Annotated in this window: 22 protein-coding genes and 1 pseudogene; 7 read left to right on the top strand and 16 right to left on the bottom strand. The window is 72.0% G+C overall.

The genetic code is table 11. The features are described from left to right. Positions 1 to 257 precede the first annotated feature (257 nt). The 9 genes and pseudogenes from rlmB to OG892_RS22185 all read right to left on the bottom strand — a co-directional run bounded on the left by rlmB (position 258) and on the right by OG892_RS22185 (position 10,283). On the bottom strand, positions 258 to 1,214 hold the full coding sequence (gene rlmB, locus OG892_RS22225; RefSeq protein WP_024489701.1) for a 23S rRNA (guanosine(2251)-2'-O)-methyltransferase RlmB: 957 nt from the start codon (positions 1,212 to 1,214) through the stop codon (positions 258 to 260). An 82-nt stretch (positions 1,215 to 1,296) separates the two neighbouring features. Beyond that, the gene (gene cysS, locus OG892_RS22220) at positions 1,297 to 2,700 is read right to left on the bottom strand and encodes a cysteine--tRNA ligase (RefSeq protein ID WP_073733018.1); all 1,404 of its coding nucleotides are present in this window, start codon (positions 2,698 to 2,700) and stop codon (positions 1,297 to 1,299) included. A gap of 104 nt (positions 2,701 to 2,804) precedes the next feature. Continuing rightward, a pseudogene (locus OG892_RS22215) lies at positions 2,805 to 4,039 on the bottom strand (MFS transporter); the annotation flags it as partial. Continuing rightward, positions 4,036 to 5,760, bottom strand: a complete 1,725-nt coding sequence (locus tag OG892_RS22210; RefSeq protein WP_371630071.1) for an ABC transporter permease subunit — start codon at positions 5,758 to 5,760, stop codon at positions 4,036 to 4,038. The pseudogene OG892_RS22215 and the gene OG892_RS22210, both read right to left, overlap by 4 nt. 4 nt (positions 5,761 to 5,764) lie before the next feature. After that, positions 5,765 to 7,285 (bottom strand): ABC transporter substrate-binding protein, encoded by a 1,521-nt coding sequence (locus tag OG892_RS22205; protein WP_371630070.1) that lies wholly within the window; start codon positions 7,283 to 7,285, stop codon positions 5,765 to 5,767. Between the two features lie 62 nt (positions 7,286 to 7,347). Next, a complete protein-coding gene (locus OG892_RS22200) occupies positions 7,348 to 7,920 on the bottom strand; it encodes a GNAT family N-acetyltransferase (protein ID WP_073733022.1) in 573 nt (190 codons plus the stop codon). Positions 7,921 to 8,066: 146 nt separating this feature from the next. Beyond that, positions 8,067 to 8,597 (bottom strand): 2-C-methyl-D-erythritol 2,4-cyclodiphosphate synthase, encoded by a 531-nt coding sequence (gene ispF, locus OG892_RS22195; RefSeq protein ID WP_073733023.1) that lies wholly within the window; start codon positions 8,595 to 8,597, stop codon positions 8,067 to 8,069. Next, positions 8,587 to 9,333, bottom strand: a complete 747-nt coding sequence (gene ispD, locus OG892_RS22190; protein WP_327338235.1) for a 2-C-methyl-D-erythritol 4-phosphate cytidylyltransferase — start codon at positions 9,331 to 9,333, stop codon at positions 8,587 to 8,589. The genes ispF and ispD overlap by 11 nt, the downstream gene beginning before the upstream one ends. 467 nt (positions 9,334 to 9,800) lie before the next feature. Next, entirely contained in the window at positions 9,801 to 10,283 is a 483-nt protein-coding gene (locus OG892_RS22185) for a CarD family transcriptional regulator (RefSeq protein WP_006380568.1), read from the bottom strand. Between the two features lie 634 nt (positions 10,284 to 10,917). Between OG892_RS22185 and OG892_RS22180 the strand changes: the two genes are divergently transcribed. Then, entirely contained in the window at positions 10,918 to 11,610 is a 693-nt protein-coding gene (locus OG892_RS22180; protein WP_371630069.1) for a DUF461 domain-containing protein, read from the top strand. A gap of 119 nt (positions 11,611 to 11,729) precedes the next feature. On the opposite strand, the gene OG892_RS22175 is transcribed toward OG892_RS22180, so the two are convergent. Beyond that, positions 11,730 to 12,410: a response regulator transcription factor gene (locus OG892_RS22175; RefSeq protein WP_073733027.1), complete on the bottom strand. Its 681-nt coding sequence runs from the start codon at positions 12,408 to 12,410 to the stop codon at positions 11,730 to 11,732. Continuing rightward, positions 12,407 to 13,681, bottom strand: coding sequence for a cell wall metabolism sensor histidine kinase WalK (locus OG892_RS22170; RefSeq protein WP_073733028.1), 1,275 nt, complete (start codon positions 13,679 to 13,681; stop codon positions 12,407 to 12,409). The genes OG892_RS22175 and OG892_RS22170 overlap by 4 nt, the downstream gene beginning before the upstream one ends. A 198-nt stretch (positions 13,682 to 13,879) precedes the next feature. Between OG892_RS22170 and phoU the strand changes: the two genes are divergently transcribed. Continuing rightward, entirely contained in the window at positions 13,880 to 14,557 is a 678-nt protein-coding gene (phoU, locus tag OG892_RS22165; protein ID WP_073733029.1) for a phosphate signaling complex protein PhoU, read from the top strand. 462 nt (positions 14,558 to 15,019) lie between these two features. Here the strand turns inward: phoU and OG892_RS22160 are convergent, their stop codons facing one another. Beyond that, positions 15,020 to 16,336 carry an MDR family MFS transporter gene (locus OG892_RS22160; protein WP_371630068.1) on the bottom strand — a complete coding sequence of 439 codons (1,317 nt, stop codon included), beginning with the start codon at positions 16,334 to 16,336 and terminating at the stop codon, positions 15,020 to 15,022. A 204-nt stretch (positions 16,337 to 16,540) separates the two neighbouring features. On the opposite strand from OG892_RS22160, the gene OG892_RS22155 reads away from it, so the two are divergent. The 3 genes from OG892_RS22155 (at position 16,541) to OG892_RS22145 (ending at position 18,041) form a co-directional block, all read left to right on the top strand. Then, positions 16,541 to 17,302: a phosphoglyceromutase gene (locus tag OG892_RS22155; RefSeq protein ID WP_371630067.1), complete on the top strand. Its 762-nt coding sequence runs from the start codon at positions 16,541 to 16,543 to the stop codon at positions 17,300 to 17,302. A gap of 251 nt (positions 17,303 to 17,553) precedes the next feature. Then, on the top strand, positions 17,554 to 17,802 hold the full coding sequence (locus OG892_RS22150; RefSeq protein WP_073733032.1) for a hypothetical protein: 249 nt from the start codon (positions 17,554 to 17,556) through the stop codon (positions 17,800 to 17,802). Continuing rightward, positions 17,799 to 18,041 carry a hypothetical protein gene (locus OG892_RS22145; RefSeq protein ID WP_073733033.1) on the top strand — a complete coding sequence of 81 codons (243 nt, stop codon included), beginning with the start codon at positions 17,799 to 17,801 and terminating at the stop codon, positions 18,039 to 18,041. The genes OG892_RS22150 and OG892_RS22145 overlap by 4 nt, the downstream gene beginning before the upstream one ends. Before the next feature lie 40 nt (positions 18,042 to 18,081). Here OG892_RS22145 and OG892_RS22140 read toward each other — a convergent pair whose 3' ends face one another. After that, entirely contained in the window at positions 18,082 to 18,864 is a 783-nt protein-coding gene (locus OG892_RS22140; protein ID WP_371630066.1) for a hypothetical protein, read from the bottom strand. A gap of 247 nt (positions 18,865 to 19,111) precedes the next feature. On the opposite strand from OG892_RS22140, the gene OG892_RS22135 reads away from it, so the two are divergent. After that, entirely contained in the window at positions 19,112 to 20,125 is a 1,014-nt protein-coding gene (locus tag OG892_RS22135) for a phosphotransferase family protein (protein ID WP_371630065.1), read from the top strand. A 71-nt stretch (positions 20,126 to 20,196) separates the two neighbouring features. Here OG892_RS22135 and OG892_RS22130 read toward each other — a convergent pair whose 3' ends face one another. The 3 genes from OG892_RS22130 to mshA all read right to left on the bottom strand — a co-directional run bounded on the left by OG892_RS22130 (position 20,197) and on the right by mshA (position 24,190). Then, positions 20,197 to 22,002: a glycosyl hydrolase family 28-related protein gene (locus OG892_RS22130; protein ID WP_371630064.1), complete on the bottom strand. Its 1,806-nt coding sequence runs from the start codon at positions 22,000 to 22,002 to the stop codon at positions 20,197 to 20,199. Positions 22,003 to 22,156: 154 nt separating this feature from the next. Next, positions 22,157 to 22,687, bottom strand: coding sequence for a YbjN domain-containing protein (locus OG892_RS22125; protein WP_073733037.1), 531 nt, complete (start codon positions 22,685 to 22,687; stop codon positions 22,157 to 22,159). Between the two features lie 138 nt (positions 22,688 to 22,825). Then, positions 22,826 to 24,190: a D-inositol-3-phosphate glycosyltransferase gene (gene mshA / locus OG892_RS22120; RefSeq protein WP_328866054.1), complete on the bottom strand. Its 1,365-nt coding sequence runs from the start codon at positions 24,188 to 24,190 to the stop codon at positions 22,826 to 22,828. A gap of 216 nt (positions 24,191 to 24,406) precedes the next feature. Between mshA and OG892_RS22115 the strand changes: the two genes are divergently transcribed. Then, positions 24,407 to 25,183 (top strand): trans-aconitate 2-methyltransferase, encoded by a 777-nt coding sequence (locus OG892_RS22115; RefSeq protein WP_073733039.1) that lies wholly within the window; start codon positions 24,407 to 24,409, stop codon positions 25,181 to 25,183. Positions 25,184 to 25,204 lie beyond the last annotated feature (21 nt).

Below are 25,204 nucleotides of genomic sequence, written 5' to 3'. Positions count from 1 at the left end.
GAGTGATGTGTGTTTAGGACACTGCCTTGACGGCGTCGAAGTGTCCGAGGCCCGTCAACCGGTGGTGGCGGGGCACGGTGGGGCGTACGCGCGCTCCGGTGCGCCCCCGCGCACGGCCGCGCGAAGACGGCGGACGGCGGAGCGTGTCCCCCGTCGGCCGCCGCCCGTGCGGGTGGTCCCGCAGGCCCGGTTCGCGGCCCTGAGCCGGGTACGGACCCGCGCGGGCCCCGTCCACGCAGGACCGGGCCCGGCGCGGATCAGGCGCGGCGGCGCGCGACCTCGTACATCACGATGCCGGCCGCGACGCCGGCGTTCAGGGACTCGGCGCCGCCGGGCATCGAGATGCGGACCCGGTAGTCGCAGGTCTCGCCGACGAGCCGGCCGAGGCCCTTGCCCTCGCTGCCGATGACGACGACCACGGGGCCGCCGAGCGCCTCCAGGTCCTCGACGGTGTGCTCGCCGTCGGCGGCCAGGCCGACGATCGCGATGCCTTCCTTCTTGTACGCCTCAAGGGCGCGGGTCAGGTTGGTGACGCGGGAGACCGGGGTGCGGGCGGCGGTGCCGGCGGAGGACTTCCAGGCTCCGGCGGTCATTCCGGCGGCGCGGCGCTCGGGCACGACCACGCCGTGGCCGCCGAACGCGGAGACGGAGCGGACGATCGCGCCGAGGTTGCGCGGGTCGGTGACGCCGTCGAGGGCGACGATCAGCGGGTCCTCGCCGTTGTCGTACGCGGCGGCGGTGAGGTCCTGCGGGTCCGCGTACTCGTACGGCGGGACCTGGAGGACGAGGCCCTGGTGGTTCAGGCCGTTCGTCATCCGGTCGAGCTCGGGGCGCGGGGCCTCCATCAGGTTGATGTTGCCGCGCTCGCCGGCGAGCTGGAGGGCCTCGCGGACCCGCTCGTCGTTGTCGATGTACTGCTGGACGTACAGGGTGGTGGCGGGGACGCCGTCGCGCAGCGCCTCGAAGACCGGGTTGCGGCCGACGACCATCTCGGAGGTGCCCTTGACGCCGCCGCGCCGGGGGGCGGGGCGGCGGTTGGCGGCCTGCTTGGCCTTGGCGGTCGCGATGCGGTTCTTCTTGTGCTTCTTGCGGTCCTCCGCGGGCGGCGTCGGGCCCCGGCCTTCGAGAGCACGGCGTCGGTTACCGCCGCTGCCGACCTGCATGCCCTTCTTGTTGGACGTGCGGCGGTTCCTGCGCTGGCTGTTCCCGGCCATGACCTACCTGTTTCGTTGCTTCAGACGTGCGTGCGTATAAGTGAGAGTGTGCCGCCCGGCGGGCCGGGCGGCACCGGGAGGACTACTGGCGCGGGCCGAGTGTCCACCGTGGTCCGGCCGGGCTGTCCTCGATGACGAGCCCGGACTGGTTGAGCTGGTCGCGGATGGCGTCGGCCGACGTCCAGTCCTTGCGCTCGCGCGCCGACTGCCGCTGGTCGAGGACGAGCCGCACGAGGGTGTCGACGACGCCGTGCAGATCGTCGCCCCGGTCGCTCTCTGAGCCCCAGTGCTCGTCGAGCGGGTCGAGGCCCAGTACCCCGAGCATCGCACGGACCTCCGCGAGACGGGAGACGGCGGCCTCCTTGTCGTCGGCGGCGAGCGCGCTGTTGCCCTGCCGGACCGTGGTGTGGACGATCGCGAGGGCCTGCGGGACGCCCAGGTCGTCGTCCATCGCCTCCGCGAAGGCGGGCGGCACCTCGGCGGCGGGCTCGACGGTCTCGCCGGCCTTCTCGGTGACGCGCTGGACGAAGCCCTCGATGCGGGCGAACGCGGACTCGGCCTCGCGCAGGGCGTCCTCGCTGTACTCGATCATCGACCGGTAGTGCGGGGTGCCGAGGTAGTAGCGCAGCACGATGGGGCGCCAGGTCTTGACCATCTCGCTGACGAGTACGGAGTTGCCGAGCGACTTCGACATCTTCTCGCCGGACATGGTGACCCAGCCGTTGTGCACCCAGTACTTCGCGAACGCGTCGCCGAAGCCCTTGGCCTGGGCGATCTCGTTCTCGTGGTGCGGGAAGATCAGGTCGATGCCGCCGCCGTGGATGTCGAAGGCGGTGCCGAGGTACTTGTGCGCCATGGCGGAGCATTCGAGGTGCCAGCCGGGACGGCCGCGGCCCCAGGGCGTCTCCCAGCTGGGCTCGCCGGGCTTGGACGCCTTCCACATGGCGAAGTCGCGCTTGTCGCGCTTGCCGGTCTCGTTGTCACCGGAGGGCTGGCGCAGATCGTCCAGGTCCTGGTTGGAGAGGGACAGGTAGCCGGGGAACGAGCGCACGTCGAAGTAGACGTTGCCGTCGGCGGCGTAGGCGTGACCGCGCTCGATGAGGCCGCGCATCATCTCGATCATCTCGGGGATGTGGCCGGTGGCGCGCGGCTCGTAGGTGGGCGGCAGGCAGCCGAGCGCGTCGTAACCGGCGTTGAACGCGCGCTCGTTCTCGTAACCGATGGCCCACCACGGGCGGCCCTGTTCGGCCGACTTCGTGATGATCTTGTCGTCGATGTCGGTGACGTTCCGGACGAACGTCACGTCGTAGCCGCGGTGCTCGAACCAGCGGCGCATGATGTCGAAGTTCAGCCCGGACCTGATGTGCCCGATGTGCGGGGCGGCCTGGACAGTGGCGCCACAGAGGTAGATCGAGACACAGCCCGCTGTGAGCGGGACGAAGTCACGGATCTGCCGGGCGCTGGTGTCATACAGGCGAATAGTCACGCCTCAAGGGTAGTCGGCGCGCACCAGTGCCCCGCGACCTCTCGGAGGATTGCGATGACACTTGTTACGGCCCGGGTTGGACCGGCTGTGCCCCCTGGCCCGGCACCGGCTGCCCGACCTCCTTCCCCTCCCCCTCCGCGCCCGCCGGAAGGGTCAGCGCGAGGGCGGCGCCCACCAGCGGGACGGCGGCGAGCACCGCCCACCGGACGGGCGCGGGGGCACCGAGCAGCGCCCCGGTGGCGGCGCTGCCCGCGAGTACGGCCACGCCGGAGACGGAGGACAGCGCTCCGGTGGCGAGTCCGAGGTGCCGGTCGTCGACGAGATCCGGTACGAGGCCCCGGGCGGCCGGCACCAGGAGCATCTGCCCGAGGGTGAGCAGGACGACGAACGCGGCCGCGGGCAGCAGTCCGGCGGGCCCGCCCGGGGCCGACGGCACGGCGGCGAATCCGGCGGCGACGGTGACGAGCCCGGCGACGAGAGCGGTACGGGGTGCGAGGCGGCGGGCGGCCCAGCGGGTCACCGGCAGCTGGGCGCAGACGACGAGCAGCGAGGAGAGCGCGAACAGCGCGCCGAGGGCGGCCTGCGATCCGGTGGCGCGCCGCACCTCTTCGGGGAGCGAGAGGTAGAGCTGGTTGTACGCGACGAGGTAGCTGCTGTACGCGAGGCAGAGCAGCAGGAACGGCCGGTTGCCGAACACCTCGCGCACGGAGCCCCGGTTCCGGTCCGTCCGGGCCACGGGCGCGCGGCGCGGCATCAGCCGGGCGTGCCCGGCGAGGACCGCGACGAAGACGGCGACCCCGGCGAGGGCGGCTTCGCGGAACCCGCCGCCCAGGAGCAGGAGGGCCGAGCCGAGGAGCGGTCCGAGGAAGGCCCCGGCCTGTCCGGCGGCGGAGAACCGGGCGAGTACCTGGGCACGCGGGGTGCCGGTCGCCCGCTCGTGGCGGACGGCCTCGCGGGCGGTCTCGGACTCGACGGCGGGTGAGAACAGCGCGGCGGCCAGCCCGGTCAGCAGGACGGCGCCGATGACGGTCGCGGTGGATCCGGCGAAGGCGAGCCAGCCGAATCCGGCGATGCGCAGGGCGCAGCCGGCGAGGACGACGGGGCGGGGTCCGTAGCGGTCGGTGAGGGCGCCGCCGATGACGAAGAGGCCCTGCTGGCTGAAGGTGCGCAGCCCGAGGACGAGGCCGACCAGCCAGCCCGCCATGCCGAGTCCGGTGCCGAGGTGGGTGGCGAGGTAGGGCAGGACCGCGTAGAAGCCGATGTTGAACGCGAACTGGGTGGTGGTGAGGAGGCGGAGGTAGCGGTCCGGGGCGGTGGCCGCAGGGGCGGTGGTGCTCACGCGGCGCCCTTGCGGTGTCGCACGCCGCGGACGGCGGCGGCCGCGAGTACTGCGGTCGCGCCGAGGGCGGCGAGGGCGGCGGCGGGGGCGAGTACGGCCCAGGGGGCGCGTTCGGCGTAGGGGAGGTTCTCGGAGAGCATCCGGCCCCATTCGGGCGACGGGGGCGCGGTGCCGAGGCCGAGGAAGCCGAGGGAGGCGAGGGCCAGCGCGATGGCGGGGACGCGCAGGACGGCGTGGCGGACGACGGGCGGCAGTACGCCGGGCAGGACGTGGCGGCGCAGCAGGTGCGCGCGTCCGGCGCCGAGCGCGCGGGCGGCGCCGATGTGCGGGGCGGCGCGTTCCTGGGCGTACAGCGCGCTGGTGTGTGCGGCCAGTGGTGCCCAGGCGACGGCGGTGACGGCTGCGGCGGCGCTCCAGGGGCCGGGTCCGGCGACGCCTGCGACGACGAGCCCGGTGAGGATCGCGGGCAGCGCGTTGGCGGTCTCGGTGAGCGCTCCGGCGCGGACGGCTCCGAGGACAAGGCCGAGGAGCAGGGTCGCCGCGGACACCGCGACGGCGGTGAGGACGGTGCGGGCGGCGCCGTGTCCGAGCCGGGCGAGGATGTCGCGGCCGAGGGAGTCGGTGCCGAAGGGGTGGGCGGTGGACGGTCCGGCGAGGCGGGCGGCGGCGTCGATGTGGAGCGGGTCGCGCAGCAGCCCGGCGACGGTGACGGCGGCGAAGAGCGCGGTGAGCAGGAGTGCGCCGGTGATCAGTGACCGGCGTGCGCGGGCGGCGGGCGGGACGAGCGCGGGCAGTGCGCCGTCGTGCAGGGCGGGGCCGAGCAGGGTGCGGGAGGCGAGGCGGGCGGCGAGTCCGGCCGCGACGCCGAGGAGCAGCAGCATCAGGACGCAGGCCTGGAGGACCGGGAGGTCCTGGGCGAGTGCGGCGGCCAGGGCGCTGCCGCCGAGGCCGGGGATCGCGAACAGGGTCTCGACGGCGACGGCCCCGCCGGTGAGCCCGACGACGATCAGGCCGAGCTGGGGCAGCAGTCCGGGCAGGGTGCGGCGCAGGGCGTGCCGGGCGATGCGGCGCGCGGGCAGTCCGCCGGCGGTGGCGGCGCGCGCCCAGGGTTCGGCGAACGCGGCGGGCAGCGCGTCGTCCAGCAGCCGGCCGAGCAGCGCGCCCGCCGGGATGCCCATGGCGAGGGCGGGCAGCACCGCCTGCTCGGGGCTCCCCCAGCCGAGCGCGGGGAGCCAGCCGAGCCGGACCGCGACGACGGCGGCGAGCACGGCGGCGATCAGGAACTCGGGGAAGGCGGCGAGGACGGCCGCGCCGACGCCCGCGCGGGTGGTGACGGTGCGGCGTGCCGCCCCGCGCCGCAGGGTCCCGGCGGCGAGGGCCGCGGCGAGGACCAGGGCGACGGCGAGGGCGCCGCCCATCAGGGTGAGCGAGACGCCCAGGGCGGACATCGCGTCGGGGGCGACGGGCTGCCCGGAGACCCAGGAGGTGCCGAGGTCGCCGCGGAGGAGTCCGCCGAGCCAGCCGCCGAGAATGTGGAGGGGGCCGCCGTCGAGGCCGGTCTCGGCCCGGATGGCGTCGAGGGTCTCCGGGGTCGGCGGCCGGTCGGCGTAGCGGGCGCGCAGGATCGTCAGGGCCGGGTCCGCGCGGGTCAGCCGGGGCAGCAGGCCGATGACGGCGAGGACCGCGAGGAGTGCGGTGAGCCGTCCGGCGAGGTACTTCATCCGGTCATCCGACGCGGGTGTCCGCGGTGATGAGGGTGCGCTCCATTGGGTCGAGCGCGACCCCGTGGACGCGGCTGTCGTCGTACCCCTGCACGAAGCGTTCGTGGAGCAGCGGGACGAGTGCGTCGGTGGAGAGGACGTCGGCCTCCGCGGTCATCGCGGCGCGGTGGCGGGCGTCGGTTCCGGCGAGTGCGGCAGCCTTGTCCACGTCGGTGTCGACGCGCTTGTCGCAGAGCTGCGAGATGTTGAAACTGCCGTCGCAGGTGAAGTCGGAGGCGAGGTAGGAGACAGGGTCGGCGGTGTCCAGGAGGGTGTTGCGGGCCTGGATGAAGGCGTCGTACTTGCCGGCGAGGGCGTCGGCCTCCAGCTGGGCGTAGTCGCGGACGACCTGCTTGACGGAGAAGCCGCGCTTCTGGAGCTGCTGCTGGACGACGGTGGCGACCTCGGGGAGTTCGGGCCGGTTGGTGTACGTGGCGAGGACGATCTGCGGCGCCTTCGCGACCTGTGCCTTGCCTGCGGCCTTCGCCCGGCCGGCCGGGTCCTGGCGGGCGGCGGCGGCCCACGGCACGCCGGGTCCGAGGAGGCCCTGAGCACTGTCGGCGCGGCCTTCGTAGACGGCCTTGACGAGGGCTTCGGAGTCGATCGCCTCGCGGGCGGCGGCGCGCATCGCGGGATCGCTGAAGACGCCGTGTTCGGTGTTGAGGGAGAGGCCGTTGGTGCGGGCGGAGGGGAACTCGTGGACGAGCCCGTCGCCGAGGAGGGAGGCCTGCGAGATCGGTACGTACTCGGCGACGTCGACGGCCTTGGTGCGCAGGGCGTTGGCGCGGGCGGTGCCGTCGGCCACGAAGGTCACGTCGGCACCGGGGGCCTCGGCCTTGGCGCCCCAGTAGTGCTCGTTGCGCTCCAGGGTGGCGCTGACGGCGCCCTTGACCGAGGCGAGGGTGAAGGGCCCGGTGGCGTGCCCGGCCGGGTTCACCTTGCCGTCGCGGTAGGCGGCGGCGGACAGGACGGTGAGGGAGGGGTTGGCGAGGCGCTGGGGCAGCAGCGGGTCGGCCGCTGTGGTGACGACCCGTACGGTGCCGGCACCCTCGGCCGTCGCGGTGATGCCGGTGTCCGACAGGACGCGGGGCTTGGGCGAGGCCTTCTGAGCGGCGTTCAGGGAGTGGGCGACGGCGGCCGCGTCGACCTTCGCGCCGTCCTGGAAGGTCGCCTCGCGCAGCGTGAACGTCCACGCCTTCGGGCTCTCGCGCTTCCAGGAGGCGGCGAGCGCGGGCTTCGCGGCGCCTTCCCGGTCGAGGGCGGTGAGGCCTTCGACGACCGCGAGGCGGCTGAGGGTGACGGCGTCGTCGCCGTAGGGGGACATCGCCTGGGCGGGCGGGAAGGCCATGACGACCCGGAGGCGTTGCCCGCCGCCCGACGCGCTCCCGGTGTCGTTCGCGCCGCCGGAGCAGGCGGCGGCGAGCGGGACGAGAAGGGCGGCCGCGGTCAGCGGCAGCGCGGTGCGACGGAGTCGGGACGGGGGCATGGCAACGACCTTATATAAAAACGATTGTCATTTGAAATAGTGCAGATGGAGACAGCCGCGGCTCAGCCTGCGGCGGGCACCGGCAGCTCGAAGTGGACGACGCTCTGGCCCCGGCCGGGCAGCGTGCGCTCGTCGCACACCTCCCGCGCCAGCGACCGCCAGAAAGGCTCGGCGCCCGGCACGGACGGGTCGGTGTGCAGGTAGACCGCCTCGTACCCGCCGGCCCGCGCGACGAAGTCGCAGAGCTCGCGCACCAGCCGCCCCGCCAGCCCGTGCCTGCGGTGCTCCGGCGTCACGTAGATCCGGCACAGCTGGGCGGTGGTGCCGGACGGGAAGCGGTCCGCGACCCACTGCGGATTGGGCGGCGCCTGCGGTCCCCGGTCGCGCACGGCGCCCGTCGCGACGATCTCGCCGTCGCGCTCGGCCACCAGCAGGGTGCAGCGCTCGGGCCGCAGATAGCTGGACTCGGGGTCGATGATGTCGGCGTGCCAGCGGGGTACGTAGCCGGACCTCAGGTCGCGGTAGACGGTGTCGAGCATCACGGCCCGCGCACCGTCGACGTCCCCGGGGGTGGCGGTGCGCAGGACGTATCCGTCGGCATCGGCCCGTACCGCAGCCACTGTCGTCGTACTCATCCCGGAGCCTCTCCCGTCCCTCGCGTCACCTCATTGCCGTACCAGAGTACGTGCGACTGATGTGCAACAAGGCCACGGGCCCGACGGTCCGCCGGGCCCGCCCGGCCGGCTCCCGGGCAGGTCAGACCGGTCGGCTCCCGGGCAGGTCAGACCGGCCGGTAGACCAGCGCGGTGGCGATTCCGGCGATGCCCTCCGCGCGTCCGGTGAAGCCGAGCCCGTCGGAGGTGGCGGCGGAGAGCGAGACCGGCGCGCCCACGGCGGCGGACAGCACGCGCTGCGCCTCGTCGCGCCGCTTGCCGATCTTCGGCCGTACGCCGACGACCTGGACGGCGACGTTGCCGATCTCGAACCCCTCGGACCGCACGATCCGGGCCGCCTCGGTCAGCAGCGTGACCCCCGCAGCACCGGACCACTCGGGGCGCCCGGTGCCGAAGTGCTGCCCGAGGTCGCCGAGACCGGCGGCCGAGAACAGCGCGTTGCACGCGGCGTGCGCGACGACGTCCGCGTCGGAGTGCCCGGCGAGCCCGGGGCCCTCGCCCTCCCACAGGAGACCCGCGCACCACAGCTCGCGGCCCTCCTCGAAGGCGTGGATGTCCGTCCCGATCCCGACGAGCGGGATCACGGGCGCGTTGCGCGCCCCTGAGACCTCAGAAGCCCGCTGCTCCTCAGAAGCCATCGTTCGCCCTCCTGCGTGCGAGAACCGCTTCGGCCAGGACCAGATCCAGCGGACGGGTCACCTTGAACGCCTCCTCGTGTCCGGGTACGACCACGACGGGCGCCCCGAGCTGCTCGACCAGTCCCGCGTCGTCGGTCGCGCCCTCGCCGCTGACGGCGACCCGCTCATGGGCCCGCACCAGTGTGTCGCGGTCGAAGCCCTGCGGGGTCTGCACCGCGCGCAGCCTGGACCGCACCGGGGTGGAGAGCACCGGTTCCGGCTCCCCCGGCGCGCCCGGCTCGACCTCCTTGACGGTGTCCGCCAGCGGCAGCGCCGGGACGACGGCGAGCGCCCCGGCCCGTACCGCCTCGACCACCGCGTCGACCGTGTCGACGGGCACCAGCGGGCGGGCCGCGTCGTGCACGAGGACGGCGGAGACATCGGCGGGCAGCGCGTCCAGGCCCAGCCTCACCGACTCCTGCCGGGTCTCGCCACCGGGCACGACGAGGAATTCGGTGCGCTCGGGCAGCGCGTGCTCGTCGAGCAGGATCCGGACCTCGGGGGCGCCGTCCGGCGGTGCGACGACCACGACCAGGGAGACCTGACGGGAGGCCGCCATGGCCCGTACCGCGTGGACGAGCATGGGCGTTCCGCCCAGCGCGCGGAGCGCCTTGGGGGCGCCGGGGCCGAGCCGTACACCGCGGCCGGCCGCGGGAATCACGGCGGCGGTGCGGCGGGGAAGTGATTGATCAGACATCGGTTGCACTCCGAAGCATCGGCATGTTTGTCTCCACGGCCGACGTGGGTATGGGCTCAATCGAGCCAGGTGCTACGCCATGACTCGACCGGGACCCTTTCCGTGACCCCGGGCGAGACGAGGACCGCACCGGCCGCTCGGGATCGGCCTGACACGTCGACTTCACAAGATCGCGAGCAAAGTACCGGGGGATCGCCTTCGAGGCCAACGCGTCGGCGCATCGAGAACAACATCCGGGACACCTGGGCCCAGCCCTTCGGCGTCCCTGTGCCCGGAATCCGGAATGTGGCCGGAATCCGCGCGTCCGAAATCCGCAGTCGGACGCGTAGGGAAGCCATGCCCGGACATGCCGCAGTGCCCGACGACAGGCCGTTCGAACGGCTGGTCAGCGGGCACCGCGGCACATTATTTACGTCTCGGACGTCCCGGCCCGGTGCGATCCGGTTCGGGCATCAGACACGAGCACTTCAGGACGCGAGGACCTCGTCGAGCAGAGCCTCGGCCTTGTCCTCGTTGGTGTTCTCCGCGAGAGCGAGCTCACTCACCAGGATCTGGCGAGCCTTGGCGAGCATGCGCTTCTCACCTGCGGAGAGTCCGCGCTCACGCTCACGACGCCACAGGTCACGGACCACTTCCGCGACCTTGATGACATCGCCGGAGGCGAGCTTTTCGAGATTTGCCTTGTAGCGTCGGGACCAGTTCGTCGGCTCTTCGGCATACGGCGCGCGCAGCACCTCGAAGACCCGGTCCAGCCCTTCCTGACCGACTACGTCACGCACACCCACGAACTCCGCATTGTCCGCCGGTACACGCACCGTCAAGTCGCCCTGAGCGACCTTGAGCACCAAGTAGGTCTTGTCCACGCCTTTGATCTGGCGAGTTTCGATAGCCTCGATCAGCGCGGCCCCGTGATGGGGATAGACCACGGTGTCGCCAACCTTGAACGTCATGTGACAGGTACCCCTTCCGTGGCTATCAAGAGTAACACGAGAACTGCTTCTCCTGAATGGCGTTTTCGCAGGTCAGGGCATATCTCGGGGCTTGACAACTGCAACACGTACGTGCTGCGGAAGACACATCGGGGAGGGTATTCGCAGGTCGGAGGCGCTGTACGGGGGAGGAGAAACGCGGACGTTACACCCGTCGGAACTTGCTCGGAAGGGACCTAACGTCCCGGTTTGCCGGGTTCAGGATGGTGAACTTTCCGTACTCCGTTCGAGGATCGATCACCCGTACGGCGGTAAGTGCCGATGCCCAATGAAATTGATCAACGTTCGGCCGCCGGGTGGATGTCGCGCGGATTATCCGCAATGAATGCGCCGGGGCACGTCAAGGCAGGTGGAACTCGCGCGGGAAGCGCCGGACGAACGTCCGGCGGAATTGATCAAGCGCGTTATGTGAACGGCTTGCGAATCATCGCCCCCGGACCGGCCCGCGATCCCCGGGGCCTTCGGGGGGCGGGTCGGGTGCGGGGCGGGGACGACGGCTCGGTAACCTGACCGCTGTCACACCGCTCGGGGCGACTTCGACACGACTCGCCCGACCCCGTCCGTAAGTCCGCTCGTTCAAGGAGTTGCCCCCGCCGTGAGCCGTAGCCTTCGACACGGCGCTCTCGCCGCCACCGCCATCGCGTTCTCGATCGCCGCGCTCTCCGCATGTGGTGCGGGCAAGGACGCGCAGACGCTCGAAGTCAGGCCTGACAACGCCGCCACCTCGGTCGGCACCATCAAGATCCAGAACGTCAATGTCGTCACCCAGCCGGAACGCGGCGCCAAGGGCCCGGCCGTCGTGATCGCCACGCTGTTCAACAACGGCACCAAGCCGGAGACGCTCAACGCCATCGCGCTGACCGGCACCAGCGCCTCCGTGCAGCTGCACGCCGCCAAGGGCACGGGTCCGGTCGTCGTACCGGCCGGCGGCCGGGTGGTGATCGGCGGCAAGGACAACGCGGCCGCCGTGATCGAGAACGGCAGCGAGGCCACGCAGAACGGCAACGTGCAGAACCTGGTCTTCAAGTTCAGCGAGTCCGGCGACATCCCGCTGGGCGCCACCGTCGTCCCGGCCACCAGCTACTTCGAGGGCTTCGGCCCGAGCGCGCTGCCGGAACTGCCGAACGCGAACGCCACGGCGTCCCCCTCGGGCGACGTGACGCCCTCCGGCTCCGCCACGGCGGAGACCCCGGGCTCCACGTCCGGCACCCCCTCAGGGGCAGCCTCCTCGGGCGACACGACCACCCCGACCGACGCGGCGTCCGACTCGGCCCAGCCGAACACCTGACACGCGAGCACACCGCACACCCAAGCGCACGCAAGCGCGCACAACGGCTGAGGCGCCTCCCGCTCCGGGAGGCGCCTCAGCCGTATGTATCCATCGCCCTCAGCGGGCAGCGGGCCGGTTTACGGCTCGAACTTGTACCCGAGGCCCCGCACCGTCACCAGGAACCTCGGCGCGCCCGGGTCGGGCTCGATCTTGGCGCGCAGCCGCTTGACGTGGACGTCGAGCGTCTTGGTGTCGCCCACGTAGTCGGCGCCCCAGACCCGGTCGATCAGCTGCATCCGGGTCAGCACCCGCCCGGCGTTGCGCAGCAGCATCTCCAGCAGGTCGAACTCCTTGAGCGGGAGGTCGACCTTGCCGCCGGAGACGGTGACGACGTGGCGGTCCACGTCCATCCGGACCGGGCCGGCCTCAAGCGCGGCCGGAGTGACCTCCTCCGGCTCCCCGCGGCGGCGCAGCACCGCGCGGATACGGGCGACGAGCTCACGCGAGGAGAAGGGCTTGGTCACATAGTCGTCGGCTCCTATTTCCAGGCCGACGACCTTGTCGATCTCGCTGTCCTTGGCCGTGACCATGATCACGGGGACGTTGGACTTGCTGCGCAGCTGCCGGCAGACCTCGGTGCCGGGCAGTCCGGGCAGCATCAGGTCGAGCAGTACGAGGTCGGCGCCGTTGCGCTCGAACTCGTCCAGGCCGTCGGGACCCGTGGCCGCGATGGCGACCTCGAAGCCTTCCTTGCGGAGCATGTAGGACAGGACGTCGCTGAAGGATTCCTCATCCTCGACGACAAGCACTCGGGTCACGGAAGAGCCTCCGGGGCAGGAAATGAATCAAGAGTGTCGGGGGCGGCGGCCGGGTGGGGCCCCTCGTCGCCGTTGACGATGAGCGGTCCGCCTGATGTGCGGTCCCGTTCCCTGACGGCGCCCGCTTCGGGCAGCCGCAGGGTGAAGGTGGAGCCCTGTCCCTCCGAGCTCCAGACGGTGACCTCCCCGCCGTGCGAGGCGGCCACGTGCTTGACGATGGCGAGGCCGAGGCCGGTGCCACCGGTGGCCCGTGAGCGGGCCGGGTCGACGCGGTAGAAGCGTTCGAAGACCCGCTCGCGGTCCTTCTCCGAGATGCCGAAGCCCTGGTCGGTCACGGCTATCTCGATCTCGTCCCCGCCGGACATGGCCACCCGGCGGACGGCGATGCCGACGCGGGTGCGGGCGGGACTGTAGTTGACGGCGTTCTCGACGAGGTTGCCGAGAGCGGCGGCGAGCTGGCCCCGGTTGCCCCAGATGCGGAGCTCGGCGGTGCCGCCGGCGGCCATGGTGATCTGCTTGGAGCCGGCCTGCTGCCGGCAGCGGTCGATGGCCTCCGCCACCAGTTCGTCCACCCGGACCGGTTCGGCGTCCTCCAGCGGGTCGTCGTTCTGCACCCGGGAGAGGTCGATGAGCTCCTGGACCAGGTTGGTGAGCCGGGTCGCCTCGATCTGCATCCGGCCCGCGAACCGTTCCACCGCCTCCGGGTCGTCGGAGGCGTCCATGACGGCCTCGGAGAGCAGGGAGAGCGCTCCGGTCGGGGTCTTGAGCTCGTGGCTGACGTTGGCGACGAAGTCGCGCCGGACCGCCTCGATGCGGCGGGCCTCCGTGAGGTCCTCGACCAGCAGCAGCACCAGCCGGGAGCCGAGCGGGGCGACCCGGGCGGAGACCGCGAGGGCCTCGCCCCGACCGGTGCCGCGCCGCGGGAGGTCCAGTTCGACCTGGCGTATCTCGCCGTCGCGCCGGGTGTCCCTGGCCATGTTCAGCATCGGTTCTACGGCGAGCCGTCCGCCCCTGACCAGCCCGAGCGCGTACGCGGCGGAGCTGGCCTTGACGACGCTGTCGCTCTCGTCGAGCACGACGGCGGAGGAGCTGAGCACGGACAGGACCGTGTCGACCCCGGGGGGCAGGGGGGTATTGCTGTCGGGCCGCAGGGAGGTACGCGTCGGCTTCTTCTGGTCGCGCTCGCTCCAGCGGAACGCCAGCATCGCGATCACACCGGTACACAGCCCGGCGATCGCTGCAGCTGCGGCGACCGCCGCGTTCACGTCCATGGCTCCAGGTTATGCGGCCCGGCGGACACTCTCCCAGCCATCCGAGTGCCTACTCGAACACTCGTCGCCCAGAGTTCACCGAGGAGCAAGCACCGGTTCACTTGGCCGGTCGGATCCCGACGCGTACGGCCGTCACGGTGGCAACGTGGGGTTCAGAGCCGGCCCCGACCTCGGTTCAGGACTGGAGAGGGACTTCCCATGCGTGACGCGTACCACGAGGAACTCGACTCGATCGGCGAGGGGCTGGTCGAGATGGCCAGGCTCGTCGGGTCGGCGATCGGCCGGGCGACGACGTCCATGCTCGATGCCGATCTCAAGCTCGCGGAGACGGTGATCGCCGCGGACCAGAAGGTCGACGACCTCCAGCACGACCTGGAGGCCAGGGCCATCGCGCTGCTGGCCCGCCAGCAGCCGGTGGCCACGGACCTGCGGATCGTGGTCACCTCGCTCCGGATGAGCGCCGACCTGGAGCGCTCGGGCGACCTCGCCCAGCACGTCGCCAAGCTGGCCCGGCTGCGCTTCCCGCAGACGGCGGTGCCGCACGACCTGCACGCCACCATCCTGGAGATGGGGCAGCTGGCGCAGCGCCTGATGGCCAAGGCCGCCGAGGTGATCATCACCAAGGACGTCGACCTGGCGCTCCAGCTGGAGCAGGACGACGACGAGATGGACCTGCTGCACCGCACGCTGTTCCAGCACCTGATGGACGACCGCTGGAAGCACGGCATCGAGACGGCCGTCGACGTGACGCTGCTGGGCCGCTACTACGAACGGTTCGCCGACCACGCGGTCTCGGTCGCCAAGCGCGTGGTCTACCTGGTGACGGGCGAGCACGCGGACGAGATCCAGCAGGCGGCGCCGGTGGACGGCGCGTAGCGGAACGGGAAGCGGAACGGGAAGCGGAACGGGACGGGCCTACGACGGCGCCTTCTCTCGTGCACGCGCGGGAGGGGCGCCAGGCGTACGACGGCGCGTTTTCTCGCACATGGGTTCCTGCATGTGTGCGCCGTTGATGCGCCTGCCCGGGTGGGCATGCAATGGGGTGGGGCGGCACGACTTGTCCGTACGCCCCGGTCGTGGGCCCCGTGCGGGCGTACGGCCCTGTCGTACGCCTTGAGGAGGAACCATGGCCGATTCCCCCACGACCGAACCCCAGCAGGAGACGTCCGCCGACCTCGCGCAGGGAGCCGTCCTCGGTGCCTGCGGATGCGGCTCGGGCTGCGGGTGCGGATGCCAGTCCGGAGCGCCGTGCCAGTGCGGCGGCTGCTCGGGCTGACGGACGCGGAACAGCGGTGGGCGCCCCGGAGCGGGGCGCCCACCGCTGTTCGGCCGTCCGGGTCAGGCGGTCCGCTCCACAGTGGGCGCATGACCGGTGCCGGGCTCGGACACGGCGTCCGGACCGGGCAGCGTGAACCCGGCCATCACGTCTGCCTGCGGCAGGTTCCGCATCAGCAGCCGGTACCCGAGGGCCGCGACGGTGCCCAGTACCGCGCACATCCCCCAGAGCCACCCGGCCCCGAAATGGTCGATGACCACCCCGGACAGCAGCGGGGCGACCAGCGCGGCGGCGGCCCAGGAGAGCGTGTACATGCCCTGGTAGCGGCCCCGCCCGTGGGCCGGGGAGAGCTGGACGACCAGGCCGTTCTGCACGGGCGCGTTGACGATCTCGGCGACGGTCCACACGCAGATCGTCAGCGCGTACACGGCGACCGAACCGGCGAACGCGGTCAGCCCGAATCCGTACCCCGCCAGCAGCGACGACACGATGAGCAGCCTGCGCGGGTCGCGGTGCTGGATGAAGCGGGTGACCGGGATCTGGAGCACCACGATCAGCACGCCGTTGACGGCGATGGCGGTACCGAAGTCGGAGCTGCTGAACCCGTCCGTCCCCATGGCCACCGGCAGTCCCACGTACCCCTGCTGGAAGATCAGGGCGATGACGAAGGACAGCCCGACGACCCCCATGAACCGCCCGTCGCGCAGCACGGTGCCGAGCCGTACGTCGTCGTTCTCCGGGCCGCCCGGTGCGCCGTCGGCCCCGGTGCGCGCGGCGGCCTTCTCCGGTCGGGACTCCGGCACCTTCATGAAGACGACGACGGCGCAGAACAGGGTCATCAGGGCCTCGCCGACGAAGCCGGCGAGATAGCTGTACTCCGCGATGAACCCGGCACCGGCGGAGGAGACCGCGAAGCCAAGATTGATCGCCCAGTAGTTGAGCGAGAAGGCCCGGACCCGGTCCTTCGCCGGGACGATGTCGGCGATCATCGCCTGCACGGCGGGCCGCGAGGCGTTGCTCGACATGCCGACGAAGAAGGCGACACCGGCGATGGCCACCGGATGGACCATGAAGCCGAGCACGGCCACCGAGACGGCCGTGGAGACCTGCGCGACCAGCATCGTGGGCCGCCGCCCGAACCGGTCGGCCATCACCCCTGCCCCGAGCGAGGAGACGACCCCGCCGAGCCCGTGCAGGGCGGCGACCAGCCCGGCGTACGAGGCCGAGTAGCCCCGGTCCAGGGTCAGGTACAGGGCCATGAACGTGGCGACGAACGCCCCGAGCCGGTTGACCAGGGTGCTGGTCCACAGCCACCAGAACTCCCTGGGGAGCCCGGAGACGGTGTCGCGGGTGGCCCGCCTGAGCGCGGCGACAGACATGCGGGTTCCCCCAGGGACGTACGTGAACGGATGAGGCGGTAAGAGGCCCGCCGACGATCCGAACATTACGAACCACGGATTGCGCCCTGCCACCCAATTGACGCCTCCCGTCAATCGAAGCCGCCCCGGCTCCCCCGTCCGTCCCGCTGTCCGCCCTGTGGCCGGGCGCGCGCGGCCCTCACGGGTTCGATTAGGCTCGGACGCATGGCCGACGCACCGTACAAGCTGATCCTCCTCCGCCACGGCGAGAGTGAATGGAACGCGACAAATCAGTTCACCGGTTGGGTGGACGTCAACCTGACCCCGAAGGGCGAGAAGGAGGCGGTCCGCGGCGGTGAGCTGCTGACGGAGGCCGGCCTGCTTCCCGACGTCGTGCACACCTCGCTCCAGAAGCGCGCGATCCGCACCGCCCAGCTCTCGCTGGAGGCCGCGGACCGCCACTGGATCCCCGTGCACCGCTCCTGGCGGCTGAATGAGCGCCACTACGGAGCCCTCCAGGGCAAGGACAAGGCCCAGACCCTCGCCGAGTTCGGCGAGGAGCAGTTCATGCTCTGGCGCCGCTCCTACGACACCCCGCCCCCGGAGCTCGTGGACGGCGCCGAGTACTCGCAGAGCGGCGACCCGCGCTACGCGACGATCCCGCCGGAGCTGCGCCCGCGCACCGAGTGCCTCAAGGACGTCGTCGTCCGCATGCTCCCGTACTGGTACGACGGCATCGTCCCGGACCTGCTGGCCGGCCGCACGGTCCTGGTCGCCGCCCACGGCAACAGCCTCCGCGCCCTGGTCAAGCACCTCGACGGCGTCTCCGACGCCGACATCGCGGGCCTGAACATCCCGACCGGCATCCCGCTCGCCTACGAACTGGACGCGGACTTCCGCCCGTTGAAGCCGGGCGGCACCTACCTCGACCCGGACGCGGCGAAGGCCGCCATCGAGGCCGTGAAGAACCAGGGCAAGAAGAAGTAACCAGCGGAGCCGAAGCGGCTCCCGTACCGAAGAAGCTCCCATCCGCGGCTCGTCCGCGTGGTGGGAGCTTTTTCGTGCGCCGGGCCGCCGGGCCACCGGGTGAGACTCCGGGCCGCCGGGACGCCGGACCGCCGCGACGGGCACCGTGAGGGCTACCCGTCCCCAAGTCGCGCTGGTGCAGCGGGCGGAGGTGACGCCCCGTGCCCCTCGTCGTACCCTGTGGCGCATGCGGGGAGATCGGGAGAGCGGCTATGGGTGAGCCCCTGAAGACCTTTGTCGGGGGTGCCGAGGTCGAGGTGCCCAACAGCATCCCGGCCATCCGCGCCGCCCTGCCCGAGGCGAGACGCGAGGAGTTCGACGGTGCCATCAACGGGGCCGGGGTGCATGAGATCCAGGCCGTGATGCGGCACTGGATGCTGGAGGCCGTGCCCGATCCGGAGGCCGAGCGGATTCTGGACCGGCTGGCGCGGGACGAGGCCGAGAGGCGGAACGTCGCTTGAGCTTCCGGATCTCCTATGCGCCACCTGCCGATGACACCCTGGCCAAGATGCGGGACGGCGAGACCTTCCGGGACCAGATGGCACGTTCCCTGGGGCGTGAGCCGTACGGGCACGGGTCGTCCGCCGTCAAGGAGGAGCACGATCGCCGTGAGGCCACCGTCGCCGGGGCGATCGTGCTCTATTACGTCTCCGGTTCGGTGCTGACCGTCACCGTGGTGCGGCTCGTCCCGCTGCCCTGACCGAGTACGGTCGGGGGCCGGAAGGGGCTCTGACCGGCGGTCAGGCCAGCTTGGCGGCCTGCGCGTCGATCACGGCGGTCGGCATCTCGAAGCCTTCGCCGGAGGCGGCCGCGCCCAGGTTGAGCGCGGCGAACGAGGCCACCGTGGCGCCCTGGCGGACCTGCACCAGCTTCATCGTCGTGCTGTCGCCCTCCGACGAGATGGTCACCGTCCAGCCGACGGCGTCGTCGCCGCCCTTGACCTGCTCCTCCTCGATCTTGACGATCTTCTGCTTGGTCCCGCCCGCCGTCAGCGTGAAGCCGGACGCGCACCCGGTCGCCGCCGTCCGCAGGCCGGCCAGGGACTCCTCCGCGCCCTTGCCCTCGTAGGTGGAGAGCGTGGTGAGCGTCGTCGTGATGTCGAAGGCCGCCTTGAACGCCTCGTCGAGGTCGGCACTGTCCTCGCCGGCGCCCTTCTTCGGCTCGCTGATCACCTTGCGCTGGGTGGACGCGGCGGGGGAACCGGACTTGGCGCCCATCAGGGCGTCGCCGAAGACCTCGCAGGCGGCCTTGTCCACTCTGACGTCATCGGCGGAAACGGCGTCCTGGGGACCGGCCTTGGAGACCTTGTGGCCCTTGACGTCACCCTGGGCCAGCGAGACCTTCTCCAGCTCGGCGGCGGTCAGCGCCTTGGCGGCGGCGGGCTTGGCCGGGGAGGCCCCGTCCGCCTTGCCCTTGTCGCCGCCGTCCTTGTCCGCCGCGTCCGAACCGCAGGCCGCGGTGAGCAGGGCCAGGGACATCACGGTGGCGGCAACAGCGGTACGGCGTATGGCAGTGGGTCGCATGGCCCATCCTTCTGTATCAAGTCGTTTCGCCCGCACGAAGGCAGCCGCCGCCGGGTTCGGCGCGGCCGGGAAGAGATCGTGGGGGTGCGCCAACTCTATGAGCCCGCTGTGGTTTGGCAATCCGTCAGACCGGGCATTGCCCCTGATCGTGACTACGTCGTGATCACCCCGGGCACGCTCTGAGCTGGGTCTTCGCCCCGGCCGGCCGCGACACGTACCCGGGTGACCACCCGAAGGGGGTCCGCTGATGCCGATCGATTCCGCCCTGTCCGCCGTGCTCGGTTCCGTGGGTGTGCCGCCGGAGCTGATCGCCTCGTGCGAACCGCTCACCGGCGGCACGTACAACGCCGTCACCCGGGTCCGGCTCACCGACGGCCGGGAGTGGGTGGTGAAGACACCGCCGCCCGTGAAGGCCGGGGCGCACCTGGAGTACGAACGCGACCTGCTGGTCAACGAGGTCGCCTTCTACAACGCGGCAGCCGCCCTCACCGAGGACACCCCGGTCCCCCGCCTCGTCCACAGCGGGCTCGACGCCACCGCCCCCGGGGGCGCGTACGTGATCATGAACGCGTGCCCCGGGCAGCCCTGGCACGAGGTGACCGGCACGATGGCCGACGGCGAGGAGCAGCGGTTGCGCGCGGAGCTCGGGCGCTTCGTCGGCCGGCTGCACACCGCCCCGGCGCCCGGCGGATTCGGCTACCCCTCCGCGGCGCTCGCCCCGTTGGCGCCGACCTGGCGGCAGGCGTTCACCACGATGACCGATGCCGTGCTGGACGACGCGCTGACCTACGCGGCGAGGCTGCCGCGTACCGTCCCCGGCATACGTGGGCTGCTCGCCGCCGCCTCGTACGTACTGGACGACGTGACGCGCCCCGCCCTGGTCCACTTCGACCTGTGGCAGGGCAACATCCTGGTGTCCGGGGAGCCGGGGGCGCGGCGGGTCGGCGGGATCATCGACGGGGAGCGGATGTTCTGGGGCGACCCGGCCGCCGACTTCGTCTCGCTCGCCCTCTTCGCGGACATCGAGGAGGACAAGGATCTCCTGGACGGATACGGGGAGTCGGCGCCGGGCGGGCCGGTGGAGTTCGACGGTTCGCTGCGGCTGCGCCTCGCGCTCTACCGCTCGTACCTCTACCTGATCATGCTGGTGGAGACGGTGCCCCGGAAGGCGGACGCGGAGCAGTTGGCCTGGGCGTGGAAGGAAGTGGCACCCCGGCTCGAAACGGCCCTTGGTGAGGTGGAGTCGGCGCTGCGGGCCTGACCGAGAGGCCGCAGGTGGAGTCGGCGCTGCGGGCCTGACCGAGAGGCCGCCGCAGCGCCGACCTCCGTCCGTCAGCGGCCCAGGGCTCGTTGGGCGTCGTGCAGGTTCTGCGGGCGGACGGCCTCCGGCGTGCCGTACGCCTCCAGGCGGGTGTGCAGGTCGCCGGTGAAGTCGGGGACGTCGATCTGGCCGAACTCCGTCACCTCGCTGATCCCGACGCTCGCGCTGTACGGGGCGAGGCCGTCGATGCGCATCAGGCCGGCCCGGCCGTTGGTCACCCTGATGTTCCAGTGGGTGAAGCGGGCGCCGAACAGGGGGCCGGCGCTCGCGTCGCCGCCGTGCTGCCCGTTGTTGTTCACGGTGATGTCGGTGCGGACGTTCGCGAACGGCATCCCCCGGTGCGAGTCGAACGTGCCCATCTCCATCACGCCGCGCGACCAGACGTTGTAGCTGGACAGCCCCTCGACGTTGATGCCGTGCAGCTGGGTCCCGGCGGGTGCCGGGACGGTGCGCTGCTCGATGGTGAAGTCCTCGATCAGGTTGTCGTGGCTGCCCTCGCGGCAGTAGTACGGGTGGTGCGAACCGCGCCCCGCGACCCTCGTGCGGCGCAGGGTGCAGGCGGAGGCGCCGATGAGGCCGAAGCCGTTGTCGACGTGGCGGACGGTGATGTCGTCGGCCCAGCAGTCGTACGCGCACTGGAACGCGACGCCGTTGTACCCCTTGTCGAGCAGGTGCTGCGACTGCGGGGTCTCGACCGCTTCGAGCGTCAGCCCCTCGACGCCGGAGCCGGTGAGCGGGGTGGCCAGGGTGGTCAGGCGCGGGTCCCACTCGGGACGGATGTCGAGCGGGAGGGGACGTTCCAGGGTGACGCGGCGGCCGTGCACGGCGGTGATGCGGACGGGCCATTCGTAGGGAACGTACGAGGTCAGCTTGGTCTTGTCGTCCCAGTAGTACGCCTCCGGTCCGGGCCCGCCGCCCGCCATGTGCTCCAGGAGGGTGTGCGCGGAGTCGTCGGCAAGACGGAGCAGGACCAGTGCGCCGCGCTTCAGCTTCCGGGTGTCGTCGACGGTGATCGTACGATCGCCGAGGCGGGCGGGGGCGACGGTGGTCAGGGTGCGCCACTCGTCGCGCTTGTTGCCGGTCCAGCCCTCGAAGGGCCAGTCCTTCGCCTTGATCGCGTCGGTGAGGGAGGCCCAACGGTCCTGGGGGCAGAGCCAGATGAGGCCGCCCGCCCAGGACCAGCTGGACTTGTCGCCGCCGTACCGGCTGCCGTAGACGCCGATCAGCTCGGTGAGGCTGCGGGTCGCGTACAGCTTGGTACGGCCGCTGCCCGCGCCGCGCACGACGACGTTGCTGTGGCCGATGCGGATGATGTCGTCGATGCGGTACGTGCCTTCGGGGATGAGCACCGTGCCACCGCCGTGCTCTCCGGCTGCGGCGATGGCGCGGTTGATCGCGGGGGCGGCGTCGGCGGAGTTGTCGGGCCTGGCGCCGTAGTGCAGGACGTTGGCGGTGAAGGCGTGGCCGGTGTACGGGCGGTGGCGCGGCAGGTCTGAGCCGCCGCGGTAGCCGGACCGGCCGATGAACGGGATCTGCGGGTGGGTGAGGGGCGCCGCGGCGAACTCCCGCCAGAGCGGGGTGTTCTGCGGTCTGCCGCCGCCCGCACGGGTCGCGGTACCGACGTTCGCGGTGCCGGCGGTTGCTGTGCCGGCGGTTGCTGTGCCGGCGGTTGCTGTGCCGGCTGGGGCGCCGTCGCCCGGTGCCGCGAACGCCGTCCCGCTGCCGGCTGCTCCGGTTGCCGCTGCCGCGGCGACGGCCACCGCGCTGCCGAGCAGTCCACGCCTGCTGATGTTCCCCATGTTCGCCCTGGTCGCCATGAGCCCGATCCGCCTTTCATGAATGTGAACGACGTTCATGTCTGCGTCGGCGGTGAGCATGCCACGTGCCCCGGCGCGACGAAAGGGGCCCGCGTCGGGGAATTGAGGTGTGGCTTGGGTCAGTTGACGCGCGGCTTGGCTCAGTTGACGCGCGTCAGCCGGTCGGGCGCTGAGTCAGATGCGTGAACGCGTCCAGGTTCCGGGTGGATTCGCCGCGCGACACCCGCCACTCGTACTCCTTGCGGATCGCGCTCGCGAACCCCAGCTCCAGGAGGGAGTTGAAGGCCCCGTCGGCGGCCTCCAGGACCACGCCCAGCAGCCGGTCCAGCTCCTCGGCGGTGACCACCGAGAGCGGCAGCTTGCCGACGAGGTAGATGTCCCCGAGGGAGTCGACGGCGTAACTCACGCCGAACAGGCGGAGGTTGTGCTCCAGCAGCCACCGGTGCACGGCCGGCTCGTTCTCGTCGGGGTGCCGGATGACGAAGGCGTTGAGGGAGAGGGAGTGCGTGCCGACCAGCAGCGAGCAGGTGGTGGACAGCTTGCGGGTGCCGGGCAGCGGTACGACGTAGCTGCCGGGCGCGGGGCTCTCCCAGTCGAGCCCGGCGTCGTCGAGCGTCGCCTCGATGACCTGCGCCACCTGCCCGGCCTGGTTCGTCGCCGCCGCTTCCTCGGGTGCATCAGCCATGGTCCGAGCGTACGTCGGATCAGCCGAGCGGTTCGAACGCGTACGCCTCACACGTAGCGCGAGTACCGCTTGGGCGCCTCACACGTAGCGGGGGTCCCTCTTGGGCGCCACACACCTGGCGCGAGTGCCGCGTACGCCTCACACCTGGCGCGAGCGCACCTGTCGGCGGTGGTCCTGCATCGCCTCCGTGTACACGTCCGCCGTCGCCGCCGCAGCCGTGTCCCAGCCGAACCGCTGGGCGTGCTCCGCGGCCGCGTCGCCCATCCGGGTGACCAGCTCCGGCGCGTCCGCGAAGCGCGCCAGCGCCTCCGCGTACGCCGCCGGGTCGTGGCCCGGGATCAGGAAGCCGCTCACCCCGTCCCGCACCGCCACCGGCAGCCCGCCCACGGCCGCCGCGACCACCGGGGTGCCGGCCGCCTGGGCCTCGATGGCGACCAGGCCGAAGGACTCGCTGTACGAGGGCATGACCAGCACGGACGCGGCCCGGAACCAGTCGGCGAGCTGATCCTGCCCAACCGGCGGCTGGAACCGTACGACGTCCGCGATGCCGAGCCGGGCCGCGAGCTTCTGGAGCCCCTCCGGCTTGGCGAGCCCGCTGCCGCTGGGGCCGCCGACGACCGGTACGACGATGCGCGAGCGCAGCGAGGGGTCGCGGTCCAGCAGCACCGCGATCGCGCGCAGCAGCACGTCAGGGGCCTTCAGCGGCTGGATGCGGCCCGCGAAGAGCGGGACCAGGGCGTCCTGCGGCAGCCCCAGCCGGGCCCGCGCCGCGGCGCGCCCGTCGGCGGGGCGGAAGCGGTCCAGGTTCACGCCGGGGTGCACGACGGCGACCGCCTCCGGGGCGGCCTCGTAGAAGCGGACGAGCTGGTCCGCCTCCTCCGCGGTGTTCGCGACCAGCCGGTCGGCCGCGCTGACGATCTGCGTCTCACCGATGACCCGGGCGGCGGGCTCGGGGGTGTCGCCCTCGGCGAGCGACGCGTTCTTGACCTTCGCCATGGTGTGCATGGCGTGGACGAGCGGGACGCCCCAGCGCTGGGCGGCGAGCCAGCCGACATGGCCGGAGAGCCAGTAGTGGGAGTGCACCAGGTCGTAGTAGCCGGGGCGCTGACCGGCCCACGCCTGCATCACGCCGTGGGTGAAGGCGCAGAGCTGGGCGGGCAGCTCCTCCTTGGCCAGCCCCTCGTACGGCCCCGCGTCGACATGGCGCACCAGCACACCGGGCGACAGCTCGACCGCGGGCGGCAGCGCGCCGGTGGTGGAGCGGGTGAAGATCTCGACCTCGATGTTGATCGCGGCGAGCCGCTTCGCCAGCTCCACGATGTAGACGTTCATGCCGCCCGCGTCGCCCGTCCCCGGCTGGTGCAGCGGGGAGGTGTGCACGGAGAGCATCGCGATCCGGCGGGGCTTGCGGTGGCCGCCCGGGAAGGAGCCGGAGAAACCGGCGGGGAACCTGAGACGCGGTGCGACGCGGCTGCTGCCGAGCCGAGAGACGTACTGGCTCACGTCGTCCGGTCCTCCTCGTTCAGGGCACTTGTACCGACTCGTTCAAGGCATGGCACAAGGCATGGCACCGAAGGGGCACACGGTCCCTTCGATGGGCTGGAACAGTGGAATCCCTCCTTTCATTTCCGCTTTGCCAAATCATTACGGTACGTGTCCGGCGCGTCGCCGCGACTCCACTGCGCCATCCGCTCCACGCCGCTCGTTACGCTCTGTGCCATGCGCCCCATCGGCACCGCGACCCGCGGGACCACCAACCCGAACCGGCTGCGCCGCATGGACCGCTGGATCGCCGCCACCCACGGCCCCGCCCTGCGCCGCGCCGAGACCCCCGTCGCGGTCGACCTGGGGTACGGCGCCGCGCCCTGGACCGCCGTCGAGCTGCTGGAGCGGCTGCGCGGCGCAGAACCGCGCACCGCGGTGGTCGGCATCGAGATCTCCCCGGAGCGGGTGGCCGCGGCGAAGCCGTACGAGCGCGAGGGGCTCACCTTCAGGCACGGCGGCTTCGAGATCCCGCTGCCCGAGCGGCCCGTGCTGATCCGGGCGGCGAACGTGCTGCGCCAGTACGACGAGGGCGAGGTCGCCGCGGTCTGGCAGCGCCTGTGCGCCCGGCTCGCCCCGGGCGGGCTGCTGGTGGAGGGCACCTGCGACGAGATCGGGCGCCGGCACGTGTGGGTGGCGCTCGGTCCGGAGGGCCCGCGCACGGTGACGTTCGCGACCCGGCTCGGCTCCCTCGACCGGCCCTCCGACCTCGCGGAACGGCTGCCCAAGGCACTCATCCACCGCAATGTGCCGGGCGAGCCCGTCCACGCGTTCCTGCGCGACTTCGACCGGGCCTGGGCCGCTGCGGCGCCGTACGCCTCGCTGGGCGCCCGGCAGCGCTGGATCACGGCGGTACGGGCACTGTCCGGGGACTGGCCGCTGGCGGACGGGGTACGGCGGTGGCGGCAGGGCGAAGTCACGGTGAACTGGGCGGCGCTGAAGCCCGAACAGTAGGCGCGGCGGTAGCGGGTCCCG

It is taken from the genome of Streptomyces sp. NBC_00341 (genome assembly GCF_041435055.1).
Taxonomy (GTDB): Bacteria; Actinomycetota; Actinomycetes; order Streptomycetales; family Streptomycetaceae; genus Streptomyces.
The sequence above is the reverse complement of the archived record's forward strand: the minus strand, read 5'-3'. Positions and strand labels throughout refer to the sequence as shown.